Genomic DNA, 24,826 nt, shown 5'->3' with positions numbered 1-24,826 from the left:
CACATTTCTGTACAATGCGCGCTCAGTCATATTTATCTTTACACCCTCCTCGCTGGGCCGTGAATTTATCGCTTGTCATAAACGATACGGGCCTTGGTTGAGTACAGTCGCTAGGAAACTCTTTTGATTTCAATCGCCAATATCACCATGCAATTTGGTGCCGAGCCGCTATTCGAAAACATCTCTGCCAAATTTGGTAACGGAAACCGCTACGGGTTAATCGGTGCCAATGGTTGTGGCAAATCAACCCTGATGAAAATCATGAGTGGTGCCCTCACGCCCACCGCAGGCAATGTGTCCGTCACACCAGGACAAACCTTGGGCGAGCTCAGCCAGGACCAATTTGCCTATGAGCAGTATTCAGTGATTGATACGGTGATGATGGGTGACCGCAAGCTGTGGGAGATCAAGCAAGAGCGAGAGCGCATTTATTCTCTGCCGGAAATGAGCGAAGAAGACGGTATGGCCGTGGCGGAACTAGAAAGCCAGTTCGCCGAAATGGACGGTTACACCGCCGAGAGCCGCGCGGGCGACATTCTGCTACAAGCGGGTATTGCCGAAGAGCTGCATTTTGGCTTGATGTCGCAAGTCGCACCGGGCTGGAAGCTACGCGTGCTGCTCGCGCAAGCGCTGTTCGCCAATCCTGATATTTTGCTGTTGGATGAGCCAACCAACAACTTGGATATTCACACCATCAACTGGTTGGCCGGTGAGCTTCAGCAGCGCCAGTGCACCATGATTATCATTTCTCACGATCGTCATTTCCTTAACGCCACGTGCACACACATGGCCGATATCGATTTTGGTGAGCTTCGTGTTTACCCCGGCAACTACGATGACTTTGTCGCAGCATCTAGCTTGGCACGCGAGCAATTACTGGCCAGCAATGCCAAAAAAGAAGCCGAACTGAGTGAGCTGCAAGACTTTGTTAACCGTTTTGGGGCCAATGCCTCCAAAGCCAAACAGGCCAGCTCTCGCGCGAAACGCATGGAAAAAATCCAACTTGATGAAGTCAAAGCATCCAGTCGCGTGCACCCTTACATCCAGTTTACTGAAAGTAAAAAGCTGCATCGTCAAGCGGTCGAATTGCGCGAGGTAGGCCATGCCTTTGACGATTCGCCCCTGTTCCGCGGTGGCCACTTCTTACTGGAAGCCGGCTCGCGTCTCGCCATTATTGGCGAAAACGGGGTGGGTAAATCAACGCTGCTACGCTGTTTGGTCGGTGAGCTTGCGCAAAGCGAGGGCACGATCAAATGGTCAGAGAACGCATCCATTGGTTACTGTGCGCAAGATAACAGCGCTGAGTTTGATAACGATCTCACCGTGTTTGAGTGGATGTCGCAGTGGCGTACGGCCAAGCACGATGATTTGATGGTTCGTGGCATTTTAGGCCGCTTACTGTTTTCGGCTGATGATGTGAATAAAAAAGCCAAAAGCTGTTCAGGGGGCGAGAAAAACCGCCTGATGTTTGGCAAATTGATGATGCAAGATATCAATGTGATTGTGATGGATGAGCCGACTAACCACATGGATATGGAAGCCATCGAATCTCTCAACAAAGGGCTAGAGCAATTCCCTGGCACCTTAATTTTTGTCAGCCACGACCGTGAATTTGTTTCCTCACTGGCCACCGACATTATTGAGATAAAAGATCAGCAATTGATCCACTTTAATGGCAGTTACGATGAGTACCTCGCCCATTTAGAAAAAGTGCGTGCCGTGGCTTAACGCTGAGACTCGCCAACACTTTGCCGCTGAGGTGCTTTATTTCAGCGGCGATCCTCGCTATACCTAGATCACGGTTCTCTTTTCTGCTTAATGGATGATCATGATGAAATACGCGGCGACCTTTCTGACGCTCTCAAGTCTTATTTTCGCAACACCAAGCTACGCACTGTTCGGCCAAGGCGATAAAACGACCGATGTGATGACGCAAATGGCGACGCAATTCGCGGATGACCAGGCCAGCCAATCTCCCCTTGTCCAGTCGATTACCGACCAAGTGGATGTAAGTTCAACGCAAGCCGCCGGCGGCGCTACTGCATTGTTAGCGATGGCAGCTAATAACCTCACCGGTAACAACCAACAAGAGCTTGCCAATCTCCGCCCCGATTTAACATCACTGTCTTCGCTACTTGGCGGTTCAGGCGTCAGCAGCGGCATTGGCTCCATCAGTGCATTATACGACGTCACACAGCAACTCGGGATTGACCCTGCAACGCTTCAACAATTTGTGCCCATTGTGCTTGAGTACCTTGGGCAACAAGGTGCCAGTCAAGGGTTGCTCAGTTCCCTTACCCAACTTTGGCCCTAACCTCACACTCGCTTTCCACACGCGGCCTTGAGGGTCGCGTGTTTATTTAACAAACCGGCAAGAAAAAAGCATCGAGACGCGTTATCATATCCGCCTTGTTGTTCAACGCCGTGTGATTATGCCTACCTTTTCTCTCTCTGCGATCCCCATCGGGATCCGCTATATGCTCCTCTCTGCACTCGGGTTCGCGCTCATGTCGGCCTGTGTGAAATATGTCAGCATCAACGGCATCCCAGTGTTTGAGATTGTGGCATCGCGAGCCTTGGTCTCGCTAATCATCAGTTATACCGATGTCAGGCGCAAAGGCCTATCGCCTTGGGGCAACAACAAACCGCTACTTTTATTGCGCGGCGTGTTGGGAACTATGGCATTGATGTGTGTGTATTATGCGGTAACGATGCTGCCACTCGCCGAAGCCACCGTGTTGCAATACACCCACCCAGTATTTACTGCCATCCTAGGGCTCGTGCTGCTTAAAGAGCGTTTACAAGGGGCGACGTTAGTGTGTATCGCCCTGTGTTTAACCGGGCTCTATATTATGGTGCAACCTAACCTCAATGCATCCATTGACGATGCACTTCCTACCTTTAGCGTGGTAGTGGCGTTAATGGGCGCATTCGGCAGCTCGATTGCCTATGTGATTGTGCGCAAACTCAGTCGCACCGAAGACAGCTCAGTGATCATCTTGTATTTCCCCATGATCGCCTTACCGGTTTCCACCGTGCTGATGTGGCCGTCTTTTGTACTGCCCAGCCTGTCACTGACCTTGCTGTTGGTGTTAGTCGGCGTCTTTACCCAAGTTGGCCAATACGGCTTAACTAAAGCGATGCAAACCCAACAAGCGGGACAAGCCTCTGCCTACGCCTATATTCAAATCGTGTTCTCGACATTAATTGGGGTATGGATATTTAACGAAGTGCCCTCGATCTGGACATATATCGGTGGCGGGTTAATTGTCGCTGGCGCGTTGTTCAATGCAATGGGGCATCGTCTCTTTCGAAGACGCGCGAGTGTTTAGTTTCGCGCCCGCTTAGAAATCAGATGACCGTGAGAGCGCGCTCTACATAAACACCGTACTCCCTCGGGGAGAATGGCTGCTTTCCTGCCCCAGGCAAGCAGCCTAAAGTGCGGTTATTCCGTGCGAATATGTCGAATAGCGCCACTGAGCGAGTCAACATTCTCTTTCAAGTTAGAGACAATCGGGCCTAACTGCTCAATTTCCTCATTCATGTCACTCGACAAGTTCTTTATATTCGATAAGTTGCCAGAAATTTCGTCACTGACAGACAGCTGCTCTTCGGTCGCTGAGGCAATCGAGGTATTGAGGCGATGTATTTCTATTGCCGACTCTTTGATTGTCCCCAAGGCGTCATTCGCCGTGGTCATATTCTCACGCGTGGATGAGATCTTTTCAGCATTAATACGAATAGTTTGTGTCGACTGCTCGGCTTTACCTTGCAGACCACCGATCATTTCCTCTATTTCGCCAGCCGACTTTTGCGTGCGCTGTGCGAGTGATCTAACTTCATCCGCCACCACCGCAAAGCCGCGGCCTTGGTCACCTGCACGTGCCGCCTCGATAGCCGCATTCAGGGCCAACAAGTTTGTTTGCTCAGCGATGTCTTTAATCACGTCCAAAACATTACCGACATTGGTCGACTCATCAGCTAATTCTTGAATGACTTCCGAGGTTTTCTTGAACTCCGTTTCCAAGCTACCGAATTCTAGCATTGTTTTGTCAAACACCTCTTTACTCGAACCAGTTTCTTGCTCGGTATTGCCCGCATATTTTTCCGCCATCGACGTATTTTCCGCGACCGTTGATAATGCAGAGGTCATTTCTTCCATCGCGGTCGCAGCCATTTCCAATTCCTGATTCTGCTGGCTCGACACCTTAGCGTTTTTATCCGTGATGTTCACCAAGCTATCTGTGATCTGGGAAATCATATGGTTAACAGTATTGATTTTTTCAATGGTCGACGAATAGCTAGTGATAACTTTATTTACCGTGCTACCAATCGTGCCAATTTCATTATTTTTGCTATCATCAACACGCAACGTTAGATCTGAGTTGTCATCAACGCTTTTAAGGATAGATGCCATTCTATCAATGGGGTTAACAACATTACGCTTGGTGACCACATAACCCAGTACAGCAATCACAACCACAACGGCCAACGAAATATTGCCAATGAGAACGGTTTTTTTCACGCTAGCCGCCGCCTGATTAAATTGCGCATTGGTTCGTGTTTCCAATGCCACAAAAAAACGCTCGATAGGCTTCATGATCTTTGCTTTTTCTTGGTGATATTGCGGGCTGTGTAACAAGTCGATCGCCATTTGCCTATCTGGCTCGCCACGAACGGTATAGTTACCGCTACTGTCCGGATAAAGCCCTTTGACCGCATTCATGGCTTTCACTTCCATATTCACCAATCCATCAGAGTTAGCCTGAGCTTTTTTAAGAAGATCAAACTCTTTCTCCGTAAAACCAAGCGCCTGCATACGCTGGTTTAACGCGATCTTCTCTCCATCAGGTTTTGGCTTTTGCCCATAATCTAATACTAAATCCCAATAAATGGTGTGATAATCTTCAGGGCGAGGTTTCTCTCCGTTGCGAATAGCGAGGATATCCATGTACATCTTTTCGTACTTTTCATCTCCCGTCACCACATACGTTCTACCCAAGCGGGTCAAGTCATCAGAGCTTTGCCTTAATTCATCGGCCGTTTGGTACGATTCATATCGCACCTGAGCCATTTCATCGACTTTATTCATCAGGCCGTTGAGTTGAATAATAGTTATAAAACTAACGACAATCCCTGCCCCAATAATAAAGAACACTAACTTCATGGTGTTATTGATGTTCATATCCAACTCCTGCCACTCAACAACAGACAACATCGACCAAAATGCCACTACCGTTTGATCGTAGAATAGATTCTCGCCATCAATTAAAAAAAGCTGGACAGGAAAAGTCTCGATATCAATTAGTTTTTGATTACTCGATAAAAATAAACGCAACGATTAATGTAGGGCCATAAAGTTAAGTGGCTCATAGATACATTAAACTAGTCATTTCAATGAAAAACCCAGACAGGCAGCATCGCCAATGGCACCACCGACGTTAACGTTCACGTAGGTCGACAAGCGCCAGTATGATGTGAGTTATAGGTACCTGGCCGACGCGCACCCGTTGGCAATGTCCCCTATCCAACATAGTGCTGGGGCTTGTGTCACCGTCGCTGCCTGTGCGTAGGTCGGACAAGCGCCAGTGCAATGTCAGCCATCTGTTACCCAAGTGGACTGCGCGCCTCCGACATCGGCGCCAACGATAAAACTCGATCGTGACAGGCGCCCGTTGGCAATGTCCCCTATCCAACATAGTGCTGGGGCTTGTGTCACCTACGCTGCCTGTGCGGCAGTGAACTTCTGAACAGTGAGCGCTCGAACCCCACTAAATTTCTAAGCTGCCTGTGCGGCAGTGAACGTGATTCAAAATTGATTTTAAAGTGCGTTGTTTTTCTAAGCTGCCTGTGCGGCAGTGAACAGCGTACTCGGGGGGGTATCAATTAGCCGTGCTTTCTAAGCTGCCTGTGCGGCAGTGAACGGGTTAGTTTCCTTTATGTTACCCTTGTCATATTTCTAAGCTGCCTGTGTGGCAGTGAACCCACGCTGCCAGCTTTTGCTGTGGTTTCGTCGTTTCTAAGCTGCCTGTGCGGCAGTGAACTCATCCACTGAATGGATACATCACCATCGCGATTTCTAAGCTGCCTGTGCGGCAGTGAACCGAGCTTTGCACGGCTTGCGCTTGCATCGCATTTTCTAAGCCGCCTGTGCGGCAGTGAACCCGCGTTGATACTGTGGCAACGCTATTTCATATTTCTAAGCTGCCTGTGCGGCAGTGAACGGAGGGCACCAACCTGGCCCCGCTGGCCAAGTTTTCTAAGCTGCCTGTGCGGCAGTGAACAGAAAGAAACCGGCGTGATGCACACACAGCACTTTCTAAGCTGCCTGTGCGGCAGTGAACCGTAAGACCGCAGGTGTGCACGATGACGAACATTTCTAAGCTGCCTGTGCGGCAGTGAACTTGCGACTTTGAGTGTAACCGTTGCGGATTTTTTTCTAAGCTGCCTGTGCGGCAGTGAACAGTTCTTCTCAAAGTGCGCAGCCGGATACTCATTTCTAAGCTGCCTGTGCGGCAGTGAACGGCCGCTTATGGCGTGATTGCGCCTAATTGGCTTTCTAAGCTGCCTGTGCGGCAGTGAACTTTCCTAGGTGTTCACGCGCTTCCATTTTTTTTTTCTAAGCTGCCTGTGCGGCAGTGAACAATAGAATAACCTAACAATCGTCAGGTACAACAGGCTGTTAGGATAAAAATCGTCTTTTACCCTTGTTAAAAAGCACCTGCTGTAACTGACTGTATTTCCCGTATATTTTTAAAGAGCCAAAAAGAAGGGGTAAAGAGGGGTTGCCCCCTCAAAAACACGGCACCGCACATTGCTGGTCGGGCTCTCGTCTGCTTAACCCATAACAGGTGAATGGTTGGCCATTATTGGGCGGCTGTTTGGTGAGTTCCCGCTCGATATACAAGGCGAACTCGGTATTTGGCTGCCCCGCTCGTTTTTGGCTCGACAGGCTGGTCACTTGAATAAAAGGCAGGGACCAGCGTTTGTCGTCCGTTTTAATGTTTGCCAACAAACGACGCTTTACTTCCTCCTCATCGTAACCATTTTTGCTGGCAATCGCGGCCGCACGCCGATCGACATTTTTATACAGTCGCTGCGGCGATTTGTAGTTCCAGCGTTTAAAGTAGGCATAGTCTTGCACCCCGTCTGGCACCGGCTTAACGGCTTTGATATGCACGTAATCGGTCAGGCGTGACAGCCATCGCGGAATATTAAGCTGCTCAAATGCCACCTCAGTTTGCGCAAACAGGCGCAACCGATGGCCGAGTGGAAAATCACCTTGGCGGTAATCCGGAAACCCCACCGCAATGGCCGATTGATTCGGTCCGATTTTGTTTTCCGCTAAGGCAATGTGCACTTGCTGAAACACCTTGTGCCAGAGAAAGCCTACTGCGATCTCTACATCTGGCAATAAAGTAACCTCTTGATAGTAGTTCATTCCCGTCACCTATTTTTTATCACCCTTGCCAAACACGCCGCCGCGGATCAGCATCGCCATAATGTAATGCTGCTGCTCGAGCGTTGGGGTTTTGTCTTTTAACATCCATCCATCGAGCAAGTTGTAAAAGTCGTTCTTTTCTTTTGGCTGACGATACGCCGCCCCGCGGTTAGTCACTGAGCCATAAGGTTCAATGGCAATTGCACCCACTTCGTCATAGGCGGGGTGCCAGGTGTCAATGGTGCGCAGCGCGTTGCCGATTTTTTGTGAGTGCATCGCGGCTTGGCCATCTAATTGATATAAGAACTTGCTTTTATCGCCTTTACCACCGCCCATCACCAGCTCTTGAGAGGGGTAGACCGCTTGCCCTTCGCCCAGTTGGCAGTAGGCTTCAACATGAATAAGTGCATGCGCTTCTGTCAGGCCATATTGGATCACCTCTGCTAGCGCAGTGACATCTGGGTGCGCGTCAAAATCATGCAAGCTAAATTCGTAGCTATCAAAGCTAAATTGCTTCTCGCCTGCGATGACCACCACCTTGACTTGCTCGGCACCGACACGGTTGCGCCACAAAAAACGCCCATTGGCAATGTTGTGCGCGTAACGTTGCGCCAGCTCTTTAAAACCGGTTTCTGATTGATAGTCACGCACTTTATCAGCCAGTGCTTGCTGATAGTCTGGATTGTTACAGGTTGACGGCACATGCAGCCCGCTGAGCACACGCAGCGAAAAAGCCACTTTGAGCGTATCAGTATCATGCGGCAGTGCCGCAATATCGACCGTTTGTAGGTTTGGTTTAGATACTTCCGCATCCAGCTTGGTGGGATCATTGGCGGTAGGCGCTTGTAAGCGGTTCGAAATCGTGCCTCGCACCGATTTCTCTCCCACTTGAATGGGTTGCCAATCGCCTTTTTCCCAATTACCCGCATACATTAGTGCATCGGAAGGTAAAAGTTTCGCCTCAAAAGCAAACACGGAAGGGTTAGTCAGTTTTTTATCAGCCATGATGAAATCTCCTTAATTACAAAAAGTCGGGGTCAAAGTCAGTGTCGTCATCGGTTGTGGGCACAACGTCAGGTTCAATGGGTTCGGCATGCGTCGCTGTCGTCACACGGGCAAGATACCAAGGATGCTCACCGTGATAACGCCAGCATGCGTCGTCGATATCCTTAAGGCGGTGGACGCTGCGCCACTCACCTACGCTGTATGCCGCTTCCACAAAGCTTACCGGTACCTCCGGATCGCGCACATTGGCGACCTCACCTGCGGCATAACACGGGGAAATCGCGCGGTAGCCCGTCATGATCGGCACCAAATATCCTGGCTTAGGTTTGGACTCGCGTTGCCATTGCGCCGGAATCGGTTGGTTATCGTCGTCAGGCACGTGTTCATCATCGGCGACAGCGTGGTACGACAACATGGCAAACTCACACCACGCATCAAACAAGCTGGCCTGCGCATTGTGTTGCAATAGCTGTTGATGATGCTGGGCGAGATAATCATGTCGGTCGCAAAGGACAAAGCCCGGCATGAGGCGGCGCAACGCTTTTTTCTGCATGCTTGCATCCGCGAGCAAATCAACCTCGCCAATGGTTAAGATTTGCCCACCCGCGAGCCGTCGCTGAGGCGCCAAATCTTTCACTTCCGCGATCAACTGTGCTGCCGCGGCTTTATCACCAGCAATCAGTCCCTCAACCTCGATCAGCAAAGAGACTTGCATGTTCATGCGTCCTTCTTCATTGATCGGCGCTGTTTCTCCTTTGGCGGTGACCGGATTGCGGGTTAAGGCAAAAACATAGTCGCCCCACCCTGTGGGCTGCCGCACATGAACATTGTTTTTATGGCTAACCACGGTCACGCCACCTAATCGCAACCCCAAGGCATCAGGGAGTTGACGTGATAGCGCATGGGCAAAGCCAAGAAAGTGCGTGATCGCCGGAAAACCATAAGTCAGCCCTGCGACCGCATTCGCGTTTTGCACCTCAATGTGCTTAAGCAATAAATACTGTGCCATTATCGGTTCTCCTCAAATTGAGGCGTGTCGCGCTCAAACGCTTTGAGTTGGGTTAGGAACACTTTGCGGATGTAATTGAACTCCGTATCACCAAGCAGGTAGTGTTGTTTGTCCTCAAGCTGGCGCAGTAACCAAGCGGCAAAATCAGAGGCAACAGTGTCCAGCCACGCTTGTGCGTCACGCTCTCGCTGAAATTGATCGTCGGGGTTGTGCACATCCAGCCAAATTGCATGTTCACGTTTTAGTCGGCATGCTTGATCATCAGTGCCTTGACTCCAACCGGCTGGAACTTGCTGCTGAACCCGCGCGGCATAGTCAAACACCAAGTCAGTGAGTGGCAGAATAAAGTCATGATCACGCCGATAACGGGTGGCAAAGTTACGATCCCGTTCGGTAAGGCTTGCCAGAAAGGCGCGAAAGTCGTGAAGCAAATGACTGGCTTGGTAGGCTAAACGGAGATTAAAGATGCTGGTTTGCTTGCTCGGATCCTCCGGCTGCTGCTGATAGCTTGGCGGGGCGGCATTGAGTAAAAATCCCTCGCCTTGGCGATTACTATTTAAGAGTGAGATGTTCTGTTTATTTGTTCCGCCAAAAGCTTGTTTAACAGTGTGCGGAAAAATTTCCCATCTCTCCGGATGATAATACTGTTTGTTCTTTGCCTCACGAATCGCTTTAACTTTCTCCCCAAACCGTGTCGCACGCACCTTGTTATACAGTGCGTGCGCAAGGCTGGATGAATATAGCGGACACAGCAGGAGGTACTCACCTTCATTCACCGGAAAGTAGGTTTGCTTAGTTAAATTATGGGCTGACAACGTCTGATCATTCAAAGCAAGTGAAAATCCCGCACGCCAAGTCTCTAGCAAGGTAGCGTCATCAATGAGTGGCTTAAGCGCGTTGATATGGCCGGCTTGCAACTGCGAAATAAGCGACTCACCTTCCACAGTGACTTTTAAAAAACGCGCCACATCCAACACAGCCGCATTGCAATCCGCATCAATGGCTTTATCGGTCAGCGAATAGCTAGTAAGGTAGCGAGACTCACTCTTATCGACCTCAGTGACAAGCATACTAGTTGCTTTAGCATCGCCGTGAGTAAATTTAGGGCAATGCGTGGCGAGGCTGATTTGCTTGGCTCGCGTCGCAGCGTCTGTGATCCAATGAATTGGCTCAAACTTCGCTTCGATCGGAGCAGCTTTCTCTGCGTAATCGGCATTGGCGATCGCCTCTTGCTCTTGGCTGGCGGCGGCTTTTAGGGCCTTATCACGCGCCTTTTGCAAAGGCTCAAGCTTCGCCTGTTTGCGCTGTTCAATATATGCCAGCAGCGCATCGTATAGTCTGTGTTCCATAAGCGCTTCCTTTTATCCTATTTGTTCCATTAAATTTTTTACTCCCGATAAGCACCCAGCTGTGGGTGCCAACACCAAGTGCTGTTTTGGCTTTCCCGCTCAGCCGCGAGGCGTATTTCGCCCAAATGCTGGCTCGCTTTTTTAATCGACCATCCCATTTGGTCAGCAAAGTGCTGATAAACAGCTTCCGGATCAACGTCAAACCACCAATGGCAACCGGCTGCTAGCGATATCTCGACGGGTTTAAAGCGATATGAGTGATCGGCGTATTGGTAGGGATAACGTGAGGTATCTAACTGCTGCCAAGCCAGCGTGTCATCGTCGTTATAAGCCAGCACAAAGCTTTCTTGGGGCTGGCTGTGACGAAACGGAGTGCGCCGGATCAGTTCGCCGCTCCAGCTAGCATGTTTACCGGGGTAACGTAGTCCAGCAGCTTGACTGATCAGTGTTTCATTCCACCAAAGCTCGGCTTCCTTACCGGTTCGGAAAAAATCAGGCTGATGCTTTTCCCCGCCCGTGATTTCTAACGTAAAGCGCAACGCACGGTGCTCCTGCACGCCCCAGTGGCTCACCGGCTTGGCCGCTCTTTTTGCCGACGAAGCAAATATAAAGGCAGATTTTTCCAGCTTGGGGATTTCCTGAATACGCGGCGTGGCGGAAATGGCAGTCAGCCCTTCATCAAGCGTGACCTTGTAACCTTTTTCAAGCGGGATAGCAGCGCTTTCAAAGCCTGGCTTACAATAAGCGGGATGCTTGCCTTTTAGCGCACGGACATTCTGATCGAGCACATGAATATTGGCGCTTGTCGGCGGTTGCTGACGGTGACGTTGTACCCGCCCCGCCAACTGAATTAAGGCACGCATTGAACTCGGTTCAGCAATGGCCCAGTCGTAATCGTGATCACGCCCAACTTCCACCACTGCGGTACCCACCACCACAAATATCAGATGTTTGGCATCACTGTTCGAAATGGCATCGCGAATCTCTGGCTGCTCGAAAATCGCCGCTTCATCATGGCGATTTAACGCCGCATCGAGACGACTTTCTCGATAAGAACGTAATGCCAGCGGAAACTGGGAGTGGTACGGACAAATAAAGAGCGCATGATCCGGTTCCGGCGAGATTTGTACCAGCGCCCGAGTCAGCGCCACCATGGGGTTAATATTGGCCATGCGCACCACACCTACCGACACTGTTTTGCCGGATGCATGGCTTTGATGATGCGCATGGTGCAGCTGATGAATATGGGTATGGATAAGTTGCGCTAGCGGCCCAAAATCGAGGTTAGGTTCGCTGGGTGTTGGGGGGACTACTAAAGAGGTAATCGCGGAGGTGTCTACCGTCTTCCCTTTGCGTAGCACCTGTTGCTCGCCCTCTAATCGCTTAACGCGCTTGGCGACAAATTCACGGTGGTAAGTCACGTAATCGGTTTTGCTCGTCACCGTTTGGATCTCGCTGGTAAATTCATCAAACCAGCCGCAAATCACAGGCGCACCGTCAGCGCCGTTTGTCGTCGCGCTGTCACCAAACTGGGCATGATTAAACTGCGCCCTGCCCGCACGATAGGCATCAAACAAGCTTTTTACTAACGAAGGCGGCAAGGTCGCCGATGAGAGCAGCACCCGTGACCCCAACATGCCTGCCCAATTTACCAAGCGGCACAGCGCCGGTAAGTCTTCAAGACCAAAATCATCGGGCTCATCAAGCACTAAGTCGGTACTGAGCAAACGCAACATGGGCGCAATTTGATGGCCGCCGCGCAGGCTTTCAGTGGCGGGCATCAGATGATCAATCGTGCTCACCAATACCGGCGCACTGACCAATTTCTCCAGCTTAGGCTGACTACTTAGCCAGTGTTTCAACCGGCCATCGTATATTTGCCCTTCGTAGCTAATAAACAGTTTTTCAAGAAAGTCTTCGGTAGACTCACTGCCACCGGAAGACTGATGTGACGTATTTTGCGCCTCGTGTAAGCGCTGGATCGCTTGCGAACCAACGAGGACGCCCAACTCGTCATCGCCAAGTTTTAGCAAGTCGCGATACGCATCGCCGGTTTGCAAGGTGAGTGTTCTCAGCCCCAGCGCCACCGAGAAACGGCATCCCTGCCAAGGGTCCGATAACGCATACATAATGCGCGCGTTGGCGATGGTTTTCCCGCAACCTGTCGACGCCATATTAATGCCGAAAAATCCCTGTGTTTCCGACTGAGTAGCTATAGTTTTGGTTTTCCGATAAGCGATATCTTGCCAGCGATACTTTTCTTGTTCGGCGCCTTGGCTAAAACGGCGGTGTTGAGCAATCGCTGGTAATGTCCATTTAAGTGAGGGTAAATTCTCTGCAAAGCGTCTCGCATTAATGGCTACACCGATATTGTGCTCATCTAACTGTTGTTTAGGCGGCGCGTTTTTGCATTTGCCTTGAGACAGGTCTGTGTTAGCAATCGGTGCGTAATGGCGATCGCGCCATTTGGGCTTGGATTTCTCCAGTGGCAGTGACGAGTAATAATGATCCGCTAGCATTAATGATAGACGTGCCATATGGCTGACAAACCGCTGTGATAACCAATTAATTTGTCCATGAGAGTGCCATGGATATTGGCGGGCACGCTGGGCCAATTGGCGCGCTTTTTGTTGCCAAGGCTGGCTTAAAAACGGCGTGCCATCGGGAAAACGCCAGTTATTGGCAAGTGCTGGCGGGTCATATTTACCAAGGTTGAGCGCGTTGGGCGCATTCCAGTGACTACCAAAGCAACGGCGAAGCCATTGGTCGATTTGCGAGAGTTCAACTGGAGCCTTGTCGACATCATAGTTCACGGGCAACCGATGATGCGAGACAATAAGCCAAGCCACGATACGTGCAAATGGCGATAAGTCATCAAAGACAGGTTGATAGCCGTCCGTTTCGGTAAACAGTCGCGCCAGTAGCGCAGCTTCATGCTCGACGGCGGTTTCAGGCGTAAGCTCACTAAGTTCATCAAGCCATTGCTGATCCGCCTTGCCTTTGACAAACGCCTCGAATAAACGCAACGACACCCACTCATGGCGATACGGTTCACCTTGGTGTACTGTTTGGCCGCGAAGCTTTTGCTGAAACAACGCATTGGCTTTCCCAAAATCATGAAACAATCCCGCCATGGCCGTTGCCAGCACAATCACCTCATTAAGCTGCCAGCCCTGCTCCCATTCTTTGTGGCTAAGGTCCAACTCAGTGCGATTAACCGGCACATTGCCTTCTAAGTTAAATTTGCGGCGATTACCCACAATCCACACGAGTTGGCTGTGGGTTCTCGAACGAACCCAATGACAACTGACCGCGGTGCTGCGGCTGGCGGTTTTGCTCAGCAGTTTTCGCACCGTGTTTAAGCCATCTTCGGTGATCAGTGTTTGCCAGGTGTTATCACCAATTCGGTTAGCAAAGGCATCAAGCACGCGGCGAGTTTTCTTCAGTGCCTTTTTCTCGCACTGAGAAATAAAGGTCACCATCATCGTTGCGGCTCCGTCATCTCATCGTCGGAGTCGTTTTGCAGCGCAATGGCTTTGATGGTGTTGAACATAAAGTCCATCGCTTTGTGTTCAATAAAGGCTTGCAGAACTTGCTGGCGAAACTCTTGTTCGGTGGCGTTTTCTTTAGCGCATATAAACGCCCAAGGCAGCACGATGGCATCTTTGATTAAGTCCGCGGCATCAAACACCAGCGCGCCGCGACGGGTTTTGCCATGCATCACCGCAAATCCGTGCGGGATCCCAAGCACCCATAAACAACTCGCCGCCAAGCCATAGGCTAAGTAATTGCCATGATTTAAAAAGCGGTTGGCGAGATCGTCCGCCTCATGCTGACGTTTAAAACCGTTTTTTTGAGTACGGTTCGCCGCGTGTTTGTAAAGCGCTTTGGTGAGCTGCGCTTCGGTAAGCAATAAATCAGCCGGCTTGTTGGCTTTGTCAGTTCGCTCCACAAAGGTATCGAGTGCGCCGGCCAATTCGGCCACATCAAACCCTTCAAGCTTGAGCTCACGGCTCGCTTGCCAGACCTGCTTTAAGTAACTCAGGCGTGCCAGCTGAAAAGTTCGCGCAGCGTCCAATCGCTTTTGATCATCAAACCAAAATGACAACCACCCTTGCAGATATTCAGTAGGTCGATACTCGCTTTGCGGTGTAAACCACTCAACCTCAGTTGCCATATGCAGTGGTGTACCGCCACCTCCGCAGAAGCCAACCAGCACGCCCGCTTGCGAGAGCATACGCATCGCCGCTTGAGTGATTGATGTGCCAGTCCCGAGCAACAACACCGTGGTATTGGCAATGGGGATATTAAAGTAAAGGTTTTCGCGTTTCGCCTCCGCCAAGTACAACACACGCCCATCTTTTTGCATCACACGGCAATGCTCGAGGTAGTACATATTGGCGCGTTTGGAATGAAGGATGGTTTTAAGATCCGAGGGCGAGAGATCGTCCATGGGTGTCCCTTTCGTGGTTGTCCCGAGTGACAAAACAGATCACTCACAAGCGCAAGAAAGGTAACAAAAATAGCAATGCATGCCCGTGAAACAAGGCACAGTTTAGGGTTTGAAGGAAGATCGCATTCTGCTGTCTGTGCGATTGTTATGCGAACCAGATAACACTAATCAGCCAAGATTGCTCGAGATTACTCGGTATGATAAGTGGATTTTGACCCACAAAAACTTATCATATATGATAAAAAGAAGTAAAAGATGAACTGGAACATTGTTTTTTACCCAGGCGTGGAAGAGAGCATTCTCAACATGCCTCCTAAGATTCAAGCGCGAATGCTCAAGCTGCTTTAACTAATAGAAAAACATGGCGCAAACTTAGGTCCTCCTCACACAGAATCAATAGGTAACGGCCTGTTTGAAATTCGTGCCAAAGCAAAAGAAGGGATCGGACGCAGTCTATTCTGCTATTTAGACGGCCCCAACATCTATGTCCTTCATGCATTTGTGAAGAAAAGCCAAAAGACACCAAAGAACGACTTAGCATTGGCAACAGGGCGTATGAAAGAGGTGAAAAGTGAATAGCCTACAAGCACTAAAAGCGAAAGCATTGCAAAACCCAGACGTGAAACAAGCATACGATGAATTGACGCCTGAGTTTGAGTTGATCGATATGTTACTCAGTATGCGTAAGCAGGCCGGGCTAACTCAACAGCAGGTTGCAGAACGTATGGGGACGAAAGAAGGCAATATTTCTCGACTTGAAAAAGGGAAAGGTAATCCAACCCTTAAAACCCTGCTTAGCTATGCAAAAGCATGCAATTGCAAGCTTAACTTTGGCTATAAACATGCGTTAAATTGACGTATATGGTCATTACTAGTCATACGCTTTTATTGACCTTTAACCATCCCCTAATTCCTCGATGCCACGACCACTAACAATGAACTGGCATCAAAAAAAACAACTATTTCAGTATCTAAGCTGCCTGTGCGGCAGTGAACATAGCAAAGAATTTGAAGGAAGATCGCATTAGTAGTGCGTATGTCAGTAGTTATCAATCACAATGTGCGCACTAACCAATAGTGAAATGGTTAATAATGTCCATTTCTTTATGAGGAACACCAATGATATCAATTGCATGGCGTCGGATAAGATAAAAGACAAGATGTTGTCCTTCAGGAAAGCAATAGTATCCGTCTTCAATGTCTGTTCTATGCTGGCCTAGTTGCGGGTTCTCTGCTAGCCAGTTAAACCGCGTAGCTAGGCGCTTTAAATAAGTGTTACGCTGTGCTTTTCCCCATTTACGCTCAGTGTAACGACCAATATTTTTAAGATCATCACGTGCTCTGGGCGTAATACGAACCTGCTTTTTTGTTTGGCTCGCCGTCAAGATTCTGTGTCCAAGTCGTTAATCAGTTCATCCATTGAAAAGTCATCGACAAACGTATCACTGGCTGCCTGTTGAGCCCCCTCATCAAGATGTGCGCGCAACACATCCAGTTTGGTTTTGCGTTCCTCAAGCGTGCGTAATGCATCACGAACAACCTCGCTAGCAGAGCCGTACCGGCCACTTGCTACCTCGTTTTTAATAAACACTTCCCAGTGCTCCCCTAAGCTTAAACTTGTTGTTGCCATAATTATCGCACTTATTCATAAATATGAATAATGAATATAGCGCTTTTTGTAAGTGACTCCCAACTTTTTGACTCATATTGATTCAGCCGAACAACGTTAGGTATATAGCAGCACACATAAGACTTCTCATTCAATCCTTTCTAAGCTGCCTGTGCGTATGTCGGAGAAGCGCTAACTCGATCGTACAAGCTAGGTGTGATTTGCACCGCGCGCAGTGCAACTGGCGCCTCCGACATTGAGGCCAACGATTAACCTCGATCGTGACAGGCGCCCGTCGGCAATGTGCATCTATCCAACACCGTGCTGGGGCTTGTGTCACCTACGCCAATGGTATTATCGGGCCAAAAGTGGCTATTCCGATAACCAATGTACGCCAATGGCACCGCCGATATTAAAATGGTGTGTAGGTCGGACAAGCGCCAGTGCGATGTCTGTCATGTATTACCCAAGCGGACTGCGCGCCTCCGACATTAAGGCCAACGATTAACCTCGATCGTGACAGGCGCCCGTTGGCAATGTCCGCTATCCAACATAGTGTTGGGGCTTGTGTCACCTACGCTGCCTGTGCGGCAGTGAACCGAACATCACACGGTACTACGCTGCGACTGAATTTCTAAGCTGCCTGTGCGGCAGTGAACGTAATTCGCTACCCCCATCACCGAGCGAGACATTTCTAAGCTGCCTATGCGGCAGTGAACTGGGCGTTTTATAACGGCCACCGTGTAATGTTTTTCTAAGCTGCCTATGCGGCAGTGAACACCACGGAATGTCAGGGCGCGGTGTACATCATTTTCTAAGCTGCCTATGCGGCAGTGAACAACAACGCGCCGATACTTTTTTGTCTTTGTCTTTTCTAAGCTGCCTATGCGGCAGTGAACGCAGGGTAAAACAGATCAGCAGCTTTTCGAATTTTCTAAGCTGCCTATGCGGCAGTGAACTTTAAGTCGTCCCGCCGCGTAATGTCGCCGAATTTCTAAGCTGCCTATGCGGCAGTGAACGGCGCAGTGGTGGCCGATACGCGCAGCGGGTTTTTCTAAGCTGCCTATGCGGCAGTGAACATCCAAGTCATTGCGACCACACAGCGGCCACATTTCTAAGCTGCCTATGCGGCAGTGAACACGGCCAAGTTGACCGACGACCGCAAGCCGCATTTCTAAGCTGCCTATGCGGCAGTGAACAAGTCGGTGAACTCGCGGCCCTTCTCCTGGGCTTTCTAAGCTGCCTATGCGGCAGTGAACAATAGAATAGCTTAATAATCGTCAGTGACAACAGGCTGTTAGGATAAAAATGGCCTTTTACCCTTGTTTAAAAGGGGATTCCGTAACTATCTGTATTTGTTGTTTATTTTTAAATAGCCAAAAAATAAGGGTAAGAAGGCGCCGATTTAGCGCCCGGTTTGGCTGGATCATGAACCGATGGTGAAGTCCTCGTGCAGGGCTTTCCAATGATCACGTAGCATCGCTTTGTGCTCCGTTAACATCGGTAATTGCTTAAGTTGATTTGGCCACATATTTCGCGCCAGGTTGATCGTATCCAATAGGTGCGGTTTGATCATTTGCCACGGCACACCCACATCTTGCGACCAGCGTTCGAAATGGCTCAAACCAATATCATACCAACGCTTGCTTTTCGCCATTTTCAACGCAATGTTGTCATATTCAATATAAGGCTGCGTAAAGACCACATCATAAAGCGGTGCTAAACGCGGCAACATGCGGTCGGGGTAACAGATCGTCCAATTTTTTAAGTGCGCATCGCCGTTCCCGAGCAAGATATTAATCAGCGACCTGCGTGCCATTTGCTGTATGTCTTCTCGTCCATTAGCGCTCTCACGATATAACACTTTTCCCAACTGCTCATAGTTCACTTTTTGATATTTATCTGAAGGATATAAGCCAAATACCTGTGCAAAATCCTCCGCATGTATTCGGCCGTCGGCTCCGCGATCAAAGCGTTGTATGCCATACGCAAGAGGCTCATTTGGCAGCTGAATATTGGGTAAACCCTCTAACTCAGCCACATTAATCAAACGTCTTTCGGGAACCACGGCACCGACCTGCTCAGCGAGCGTCATACATGTGAACTCGTTGAGAGGCACCCCTTTATGCACGGTTGAGGGCGTTTTTATGATCCATGAGTCTTCATTGGCGTCGTGATCAATATGGTATCGCCCATCACAGTGCGATGAAGAAAACTTCATTTGTACGCCGGCTAATGAGAATTTGCTATCAGCATGCTTAACATCAATCTGCTGCGGCGCGGTTGAAAGCCTTTGCGCCAATGCCCAACGCGGTAACTCTCCAGCTTTAATTGGCGTCGCCACAATAGCACCGGGCAGGTTTTTACCCATGTATGCCAGTATCGCGAATTCATTGTTTGTATGACACTGTAACGCCTTTGACACGACATCTCTTAATGCGCCTTCTGGGAGCAAGTTGGAGAGCACTGGCGGCAGTTTGTCCGTGCGAATTTGTGGTGTGCGTAAGTATTGCGAATCGCGACGTTGCCTCAACGAAAAGGTTAAACGCTCATGCTGAGAGGTGGCGATAAACGCCGGATTAAACGTGAGAATATTCTTCCCACCCGCGTAGTGGGTGACAATCGCTACGTCAACGCCATGCAGTTGAATGTTTAGTCCCTCAACCTTTTCACTGGTTTTGGTCATCGCTGTGCTCCGTCCCTAACCAAAAGTCGAGATCGTCGTTATCATCATCTTTATAACGACCGAGGTTTACCGGCTCATCGATCGTCTGAGACGTTTTGGGCGTAAGCGTTAATGTCAGGTCGAGCCCTTCGAGCACACGCAGCAAAGTCGATAGCCGGACATCACTCCCCGCCTCTACTCGCTGGTACTGCTGTTGTTTCATGCCAATACGCATGTACATGTCAGACTGCTCTAGCCCAAGTGACTTGCGACGCGCTTGCAATGCACGCGCTATATCTTTTAGTGACACCATCACACCCTCAAACAACTTTAATGTTGTACTATAGTCTATATACAACATATTAGTTGTCATTTAAGGAATTACAACATATTCATTGTTTAATAAGTCACAACATCAAGACTAGCATGGTGCATTTACATCGTTTGATATAAGCGCCAATCGAGCCAGGCGCCCGTTGACAGTTTTTATCTATCCAACACCGTACCGGCGCTTGTGTCACCTACGCTGCCTATGCGTAGGTCGGACAAGCGCCAGTGCAATGTCMSCCATCTATTACCCAAGCRGMCTGCGCGCCTCCGACATCGGCGCCAACGATTAAYCTCGATCGTGACAGGCGCCCGTTGGCAATGTCTCCTATCCAACATAGTGCTGGGGCTTGTGTCACCTACGCTGCCTGTGCGTAGGTCGGACAAGCGCCAGTGCAATGTCAGCCATCTATTAYCCAAGCRGMCTGCGCGCCTCCGACATCGGCGCCAACGATTAAYCTCGATCGTGAYAGGCGCCCGTTRGCAATGTCYCCTATCCAACATAGTGCTGGGGCTTGTGTCACCTACGCTGCCTGTGCGGCAGTGAACTTGGAGTACTACAAGCAAAACAACTACGCCAATTTCTAAGCTGCCTGTGCGGCAGTGAACCATGAACAATGTCATATTGAGCAAGCGCAAACTTTCTAAGCTGCCTGTGCGGCAGTGAACGCATACACCGATAGCAACATCCGCTGTCACATTTTCTAAGCTGCCTGTGCGGCAGTGAACCATATCTTGACGCGTCACCATTGTCTGCGTCTTTTCTAAGCTGCCTGTGCGGCAGTGAACGGCCGGAAGCGGTGGCCAGGTCGACAACGCCATTTCTAAGCTGCCTGTGCGGCAGTGAACTACCAACCGAGTAAAAATACACTGATTGTCTATTTCTAAGCTGCCTGTGCGGCAGTGAACATGTCCAGCTACTACACGACACTGAGGCTCACTTTCTAAGCTGCCTGTGCGGCAGTGAACACGCGGGGCAGATGGTCCAGAAAATGGCGAAATTTCTAAGCTGCCTGTGCGGCAGTGAACATCGACCCGATTGTCGCAGGCAAAGTGCGCAATTTCTAAGCTGCCTGTGCGGCAGTGAACTCGGCGCCAGGGCCGAGGATGCCTTTCAGCGATTTCTAAGCTGCCTGTGCGGCAGTGAACTTATGCGCGTCATCGATAAACAGCATCGCGCCTTTCTAAGCTGCCTGTGCGGCAGTGAACTTTCGGGCGCTCGTTACGAAATCCCAACCCTATTTCTAAGCTGCCTGTGCGGCAGTGAACGCGGTATTCGATAGCCGGGGGATCATCTTCAATTTCTAAGCTGCCTGTGCGGCAGTGAACAGAAAGCGTCGCTGTGTGGCCTTGCCACTGACTTTCTAAGCTGCCTGTGCGGCAGTGAACAATAGAATAACGTAATAATAGCTCGGAACAACAGGCCGTTAGGATAAAAATGGCCTTTTACCCTTGTTTAAAATGGCCTTTCTTAACTAGCTGTATTTATTGTTTATTTTTAAAAAGTCAAAAAATAAGGGTCATAAGGGGTTTAGGCATCCCCACTTATTGATCCGCGTTGCTCAACGTATACGTAATTATTAGTCCAATGCGAGGAGGAGACTATGCGACTGACTGAGCCTGGTGACTTAGACCGGATCATTGAAATGGCGTGGGAAGATAGGACCCCGTTTGAGGCGATTGAAGCACTCTATGGGCTACGCCAAGATGATGTGATTGCTTTAATGCGACGTGAATTAAAACCGCGTAGTTTCAAAGTATGGCGTACGCGTACACGTGGTCGCAAAACCAAGCACACAGCCCTGCGTTCCAGGAGCGTGGTGCGTAGCCATTGTAAGACACAATACAAGTTTAAAGCCGCCAAAAAGTGACCATATTGACGATAAGTGACAGCATCACCGCATCGGAATATGGGCGAATACAGTCTCTACGCGGTGTTAAACCAAAGTGACAGCCAATTTGTCACTTTCTTGTAACACTCACCCACCCCGTCCCAAGCTCAACAGGCCCATACTATAATCTTTATTTTCAATAATTTACCAAGTTAAACACCGACTAATCCAACCGGTTATCCACAGTTTCTGTTGATAGTAAACGCGGAACGATAAACTTATTTTTTATTTTATTATCAGAACTTTAAACACAAAAAACGGTTTTTTATAGAAAATTCTTGACGGCTGGGCGGATAAAGGTGCAATCCATACGGTTAATCGAGCCAACGGCGTGCTACTTCCATCAATAACTTATCTTTAAAAGGGTGAGCCAATAATGTCACGCCATAAGGTGTGTTTTGATGCTCAAATAACGGGATAGTGAGCTGGGGTAAGCCACATACATCCGCCAGCGCCATGAGTCGTCGCTGGGATAAATTAAACGCATCACCGTCTGATGCATCCGCATCACGAGGTAAAATGGCGCCCGGTGTGGATGGGATCAGTAATACCTTATCGCTTGGCCACATGGCACAAACGGTATCTCTCAACTGCTTGCGGGTTTTCTTCGCCTGATAATGCGCTTTGTAGTCGACAGCTTGTAAGCGGTCTAAATACTGTTGCGTTGAGGTGGGCAAATCAAGCTTGGCCTGTTTCAACCATGCGCCGTACATCAACAGAAACTCTTGGCTGGCAATTGACACCTGCGCATTTTCAAGCCGCGACAGCACCAGTTTGTTCATGGTCAACGTCGACTCTTGCGGTAAGCTTAAATGCTCAAGGTGCTGGTAGACCTGCGCCATCGCTTCATCGCTGTAGAATAACGCAAAAACCGCCTCGGCGATGACCACGCCTTGGATATTCGTCACGGCGGAGGACGGCTTGGCCACCAACTCTTGGAACTGACTTAGCGGGCCAAGTGCCGCGCTGCACACACCTACATTATCAAAGGTTTCTGCGACAGAGATGATCCCCTGGGTATCGATAAGGCTTGGCGTGGGACGATATCCGAACAGTCCACAGTGTGCAGCAGGGATCCGTACGCCGCCAAATGCATCGTTACCAATGCCCAAATCCGCCAGCTTTTTTGCCACCGCCACTGCGATACCTGCGTTTGCCCCTCCGACGCGGTATTGGCGGAAGTGAGGGTTGCGAAGCTCCGCATAAAACGGATTAAAACCGGTAATACTGAAGCCTAAAGGATCCATTTGCAGCTGCCCAATCAAGCTGGCGCCCTGGGCCATCATGGTTTTGACAACCGCAGCGTCTTGGCTGGCGGCGGTGCGTCCCTCAGACCATGAGGGGATCCCGATACCAGCGACATGTTCCTCAACAGACACCGAGTGGGAAACTGCCAGTTTATAACGCCGAAATACCCCATTTAGGCTGTCTTGACGTGGTGGATCGAACGGGTGCGCAAACATCGCTTGATCGAGCATGTACACAGGCCTCATCAGTCACGCTTATTACTTATTGATCAGTGTAATACATGTGCGTGAAATCAGACGCTATTTCACGGTTTTCCGCTCTGATATCTTGAGCGTGTCCACTCGCGGTCTGCGATCTCGCTATCGATTTCCGTGCGAGGCAATGATTAAAGCGATGTGAGATGCGTGCCTAGTCACGATATTGTTTATAAGTTTACCGCGGTTAAACCTGGTACTTGTCGACAGGATTGTTCAAAAGCGCTGAGTTTGGGCGCCAAGTCAGCACTAACGAAGGTGTGTTCGAGTATTTGTACCTTACGTGCCAACTGCCAACTATCCACCGACGCCCCCTGCCCGTAAGGAATGGCATAAACATGAAAGTGCTGACGCTGTGCTACGTAATCCAAGTTTGGTGGCACACGAAGCGGCTGATAGCCCTGATTAAGGTAGATATAAAACTCGCCCATACAATTCGCGACCACATATGACCCCTGCTCACTGCGTAAGGCCAAGTAAGGCCGTGCGGTCTCTGCATATTGATTGATGTGCCACTGATTCGCGTCAGGGTTAAGCTGAATCATAGGGGCAACGGGTATCGCTGGTGCAGGCGCCGCCTGAGGCTGAGGCTCATTATTCGCTTGCGTGGGCTGAGACTCTGAGGGCGCTGGGTCGATAATACGTACACGTTGTGCGGTCTGGTCCTGATCTTGCCCCCAAAAGCGGTCAACCCATTGCTGCCATTGGCCCAATGGGCTTATCAGCAGCGCCATCATGGCCCAAGACACAAGCACCCAGCGCCAAGATAAACCAGGTTTGGCTGGCTTTAATGTCACTGGTGTCGCTTTGCGAGTGAGATCAGTTTCCAATTGCTCTGCGCGCGATAGCGCTTCTTTTAACTCACGGTTCACCTGTACCAGGTCTTTTTTACGTTGGTCCTGCTCGCGCTGTAACGCGTGATGCTGAGATTCCAATGAGTGATGCTGTCGCTCAAGCTTTTGGTATTGCTCGCGCCATTGGCGATTATCAAATTCGAGTTTGGCAATTTTGGCTGTCAAGTGTGCGGGGATTTGAGTATTGGCTTGGCGAGACTTCAATGTCCGATTTTCTTGTTGTAGCGCCGCCAGTTCTTTTTGTAGATGCGCAATTTGGCTACGCAATGCTGCCTGACTGGCACCACTTAGCGACTGACCCAGCGCACTGCCCTCGCCTTTACCTGACTTAACCGCTTGATAGGCTTCACTGACCAGCTGCATTAGCCCCGTACTGCCTCCTTTATCTGGATGTACGCGGCTAGAAAGTCGCTTATAGCGCTGTTTTATTTGCTCGGCATTGTCGCCAGCGTTCACGCCTAAAAGTTCGTTCCACGTGGTCATGCTGCTGCTCGTTATCCTACTCGTTGCCTGTCCAGATTAGCCAATTTATCGGCCAATGTGGGAAAAAATTAACCCCTTTCATCTTGTTTTCAAGTTAACAAACTCGGCGAAGGCATGCGTCGACATCTCTGTTGTTAGAAAGAAATACTAAAAGTTTGTGTTTTTTGCCATTAAGAAAGAATTATTCCCCATTCACTGATTTTTGCATTGCATTCATATTTCTGTGATCTATCATAC

General features: G+C 49.7%; 19 protein-coding genes and 3 CRISPR repeat arrays. Of the genes, 6 read left to right on the top strand and 13 right to left on the bottom strand.

All coding sequences use genetic code 11. The features are described 5' to 3' along the window. The first annotated feature begins 123 nt into the window (after positions 1-123). From BZG20_RS00475 to BZG20_RS00465, 3 genes are all read left to right on the top strand, one after another. The gene (locus BZG20_RS00475; RefSeq protein ID WP_077577774.1) at positions 124-1,728 is read left to right on the top strand and encodes an ABC-F family ATPase; all 1,605 of its coding nucleotides are present in this window, start codon (positions 124-126) and stop codon (positions 1,726-1,728) included. A 100-nt stretch (positions 1,729-1,828) separates the two neighbouring features. Further along, entirely contained in the window at positions 1,829-2,314 is a 486-nt protein-coding gene (locus tag BZG20_RS00470) for a DUF2780 domain-containing protein (protein WP_227986286.1), read from the top strand. 118 nt (positions 2,315-2,432) lie between these two features. Next, positions 2,433-3,332, top strand: coding sequence for a DMT family transporter (locus BZG20_RS00465; protein ID WP_077577772.1), 900 nt, complete (start codon positions 2,433-2,435; stop codon positions 3,330-3,332). Positions 3,333-3,445: 113 nt separating this feature from the next. Here BZG20_RS00465 and BZG20_RS00460 read toward each other — a convergent pair whose 3' ends face one another. The 7 genes from BZG20_RS00460 to cas1f form a co-directional block, all read right to left on the bottom strand. Next, the gene (locus BZG20_RS00460; protein ID WP_077577972.1) at positions 3,446-5,185 is read right to left on the bottom strand and encodes a methyl-accepting chemotaxis protein; all 1,740 of its coding nucleotides are present in this window, start codon (positions 5,183-5,185) and stop codon (positions 3,446-3,448) included. A gap of 531 nt (positions 5,186-5,716) precedes the next feature. Further along, positions 5,717-6,644: direct repeats of the CRISPR family, unit length 28 nt; unit sequence TTTCTAAGCTGCCTGTGCGGCAGTGAAC. 149 nt (positions 6,645-6,793) lie between these two features. After that, entirely contained in the window at positions 6,794-7,441 is a 648-nt protein-coding gene (gene cas6f / locus BZG20_RS00455) for a type I-F CRISPR-associated endoribonuclease Cas6/Csy4 (RefSeq protein ID WP_077577771.1), read from the bottom strand. A gap of 9 nt (positions 7,442-7,450) precedes the next feature. Beyond that, positions 7,451-8,446, bottom strand: coding sequence for a type I-F CRISPR-associated protein Csy3 (csy3, locus tag BZG20_RS00450; protein ID WP_077577770.1), 996 nt, complete (start codon positions 8,444-8,446; stop codon positions 7,451-7,453). 16 nt (positions 8,447-8,462) lie between these two features. Beyond that, a complete protein-coding gene (csy2, locus tag BZG20_RS00445) occupies positions 8,463-9,455 on the bottom strand; it encodes a type I-F CRISPR-associated protein Csy2 (protein WP_077577769.1) in 993 nt (330 codons plus the stop codon). After that, positions 9,455-10,804: a type I-F CRISPR-associated protein Csy1 gene (gene csy1, locus BZG20_RS00440; RefSeq protein ID WP_077577768.1), complete on the bottom strand. Its 1,350-nt coding sequence runs from the start codon at positions 10,802-10,804 to the stop codon at positions 9,455-9,457. The genes csy2 and csy1 overlap by 1 nt, the downstream gene beginning before the upstream one ends. Positions 10,805-10,842: 38 nt before the next feature. After that, complete coding sequence (cas3f, locus tag BZG20_RS00435) at positions 10,843-14,289, bottom strand: type I-F CRISPR-associated helicase Cas3f (RefSeq protein ID WP_077577767.1); 3,447 nt, start codon at positions 14,287-14,289, stop codon at positions 10,843-10,845. Then, positions 14,286-15,257 carry a type I-F CRISPR-associated endonuclease Cas1f gene (gene cas1f, locus BZG20_RS00430; RefSeq protein WP_077577766.1) on the bottom strand — a complete coding sequence of 324 codons (972 nt, stop codon included), beginning with the start codon at positions 15,255-15,257 and terminating at the stop codon, positions 14,286-14,288. Before cas1f ends, cas3f begins: the two co-directional genes overlap by 4 nt. 351 nt (positions 15,258-15,608) lie before the next feature. Here cas1f and BZG20_RS16135 point away from each other — a divergent pair, with 351 nt between their 5' ends. Then, the gene (locus tag BZG20_RS16135; protein ID WP_256363589.1) at positions 15,609-15,836 is read left to right on the top strand and encodes a type II toxin-antitoxin system RelE/ParE family toxin; all 228 of its coding nucleotides are present in this window, start codon (positions 15,609-15,611) and stop codon (positions 15,834-15,836) included. Beyond that, a complete protein-coding gene (locus BZG20_RS00420; protein WP_077577765.1) occupies positions 15,829-16,113 on the top strand; it encodes a helix-turn-helix transcriptional regulator in 285 nt (94 codons plus the stop codon). Before BZG20_RS16135 ends, BZG20_RS00420 begins: the two co-directional genes overlap by 8 nt. 211 nt (positions 16,114-16,324) lie before the next feature. On the opposite strand, the gene BZG20_RS00415 is transcribed toward BZG20_RS00420, so the two are convergent. The 4 genes from BZG20_RS00415 to BZG20_RS00400 form a co-directional block, all read right to left on the bottom strand. Next, positions 16,325-16,642, bottom strand: coding sequence for a type II toxin-antitoxin system RelE/ParE family toxin (locus BZG20_RS00415; RefSeq protein WP_077577764.1), 318 nt, complete (start codon positions 16,640-16,642; stop codon positions 16,325-16,327). Continuing rightward, the gene (locus BZG20_RS00410) at positions 16,639-16,890 is read right to left on the bottom strand and encodes a type II toxin-antitoxin system ParD family antitoxin (protein WP_198531447.1); all 252 of its coding nucleotides are present in this window, start codon (positions 16,888-16,890) and stop codon (positions 16,639-16,641) included. Before BZG20_RS00410 ends, BZG20_RS00415 begins: the two co-directional genes overlap by 4 nt. A 547-nt stretch (positions 16,891-17,437) precedes the next feature. Next, a CRISPR array of direct repeats spans positions 17,438-18,125; the repeat unit is 28 nt; unit sequence TTTCTAAGCTGCCTATGCGGCAGTGAAC. A 167-nt stretch (positions 18,126-18,292) separates the two neighbouring features. Next, positions 18,293-19,552, bottom strand: coding sequence for a type II toxin-antitoxin system HipA family toxin (locus tag BZG20_RS00405; RefSeq protein ID WP_077577763.1), 1,260 nt, complete (start codon positions 19,550-19,552; stop codon positions 18,293-18,295). Then, positions 19,536-19,844, bottom strand: a complete 309-nt coding sequence (locus BZG20_RS00400) for a helix-turn-helix domain-containing protein (RefSeq protein ID WP_077577971.1) — start codon at positions 19,842-19,844, stop codon at positions 19,536-19,538. Before BZG20_RS00400 ends, BZG20_RS00405 begins: the two co-directional genes overlap by 17 nt. A 535-nt stretch (positions 19,845-20,379) precedes the next feature. Further along, positions 20,380-21,247: a CRISPR direct-repeat array (repeat unit 28 nt; unit sequence TTTCTAAGCTGCCTGTGCGGCAGTGAAC). A 215-nt stretch (positions 21,248-21,462) separates the two neighbouring features. Here BZG20_RS00400 and BZG20_RS00395 point away from each other — a divergent pair. Further along, entirely contained in the window at positions 21,463-21,729 is a 267-nt protein-coding gene (locus BZG20_RS00395; protein WP_077577762.1) for a TIGR03643 family protein, read from the top strand. A 335-nt stretch (positions 21,730-22,064) separates the two neighbouring features. On the opposite strand, the gene BZG20_RS00390 is transcribed toward BZG20_RS00395, so the two are convergent. Both BZG20_RS00390 and BZG20_RS00385 read right to left on the bottom strand, forming a co-directional pair. Next, complete coding sequence (locus BZG20_RS00390; RefSeq protein ID WP_158075447.1) at positions 22,065-23,228, bottom strand: amidase family protein; 1,164 nt, start codon at positions 23,226-23,228, stop codon at positions 22,065-22,067. 194 nt (positions 23,229-23,422) lie between these two features. Beyond that, complete coding sequence (locus BZG20_RS00385) at positions 23,423-24,589, bottom strand: J domain-containing protein (RefSeq protein WP_046073169.1); 1,167 nt, start codon at positions 24,587-24,589, stop codon at positions 23,423-23,425. Positions 24,590-24,826: the final 237 nt, after the last annotated feature.

The organism is Salinivibrio sp. IB868 (genome assembly GCF_001995655.1).
Taxonomy (GTDB): Bacteria; Pseudomonadota; Gammaproteobacteria; order Enterobacterales; family Vibrionaceae; genus Salinivibrio; species Salinivibrio siamensis.
The sequence above is the reverse complement of the archived record's forward strand: the minus strand, read 5'-3'. Positions and strand labels throughout refer to the sequence as shown.

Bases quoted from the DNA above. Each gene is read 5' to 3' on its own strand.
- BZG20_RS00470 (WP_227986286.1), top strand. From the start codon at position 1,829: ATGATGAAATACGCGGCGACCTTTCTGACGCTCTCAAGTCTTATTTTC.
- BZG20_RS00465 (WP_077577772.1), top strand. From the start codon at position 2,433: ATGCCTACCTTTTCTCTCTCTGCGATCCCCATCGGGATCCGCTATATG.
- BZG20_RS00460 (WP_077577972.1), bottom strand. From the start codon at position 5,185: ATGAACATCAATAACACCATGAAGTTAGTGTTCTTTATTATTGGGGCA.
- cas6f (WP_077577771.1), bottom strand. From the start codon at position 7,441: ATGAACTACTATCAAGAGGTTACTTTATTGCCAGATGTAGAGATCGCA.
- csy3 (WP_077577770.1), bottom strand. From the start codon at position 8,446: ATGGCTGATAAAAAACTGACTAACCCTTCCGTGTTTGCTTTTGAGGCG.
- csy2 (WP_077577769.1), bottom strand. From the start codon at position 9,455: ATGGCACAGTATTTATTGCTTAAGCACATTGAGGTGCAAAACGCGAAT.
- csy1 (WP_077577768.1), bottom strand. From the start codon at position 10,804: ATGGAACACAGACTATACGATGCGCTGCTGGCATATATTGAACAGCGC.
- cas3f (WP_077577767.1), bottom strand. From the start codon at position 14,289: ATGATGGTGACCTTTATTTCTCAGTGCGAGAAAAAGGCACTGAAGAAA.
- cas1f (WP_077577766.1), bottom strand. From the start codon at position 15,257: ATGGACGATCTCTCGCCCTCGGATCTTAAAACCATCCTTCATTCCAAA.
- BZG20_RS00405 (WP_077577763.1), bottom strand. From the start codon at position 19,552: ATGACCAAAACCAGTGAAAAGGTTGAGGGACTAAACATTCAACTGCAT.
- BZG20_RS00400 (WP_077577971.1), bottom strand. From the start codon at position 19,844: ATGGTGTCACTAAAAGATATAGCGCGTGCATTGCAAGCGCGTCGCAAG.
- BZG20_RS00395 (WP_077577762.1), top strand. From the start codon at position 21,463: ATGCGACTGACTGAGCCTGGTGACTTAGACCGGATCATTGAAATGGCG.
- BZG20_RS00390 (WP_158075447.1), bottom strand. From the start codon at position 23,228: ATGCTCGATCAAGCGATGTTTGCGCACCCGTTCGATCCACCACGTCAA.
- BZG20_RS00385 (WP_046073169.1), bottom strand. From the start codon at position 24,589: ATGACCACGTGGAACGAACTTTTAGGCGTGAACGCTGGCGACAATGCC.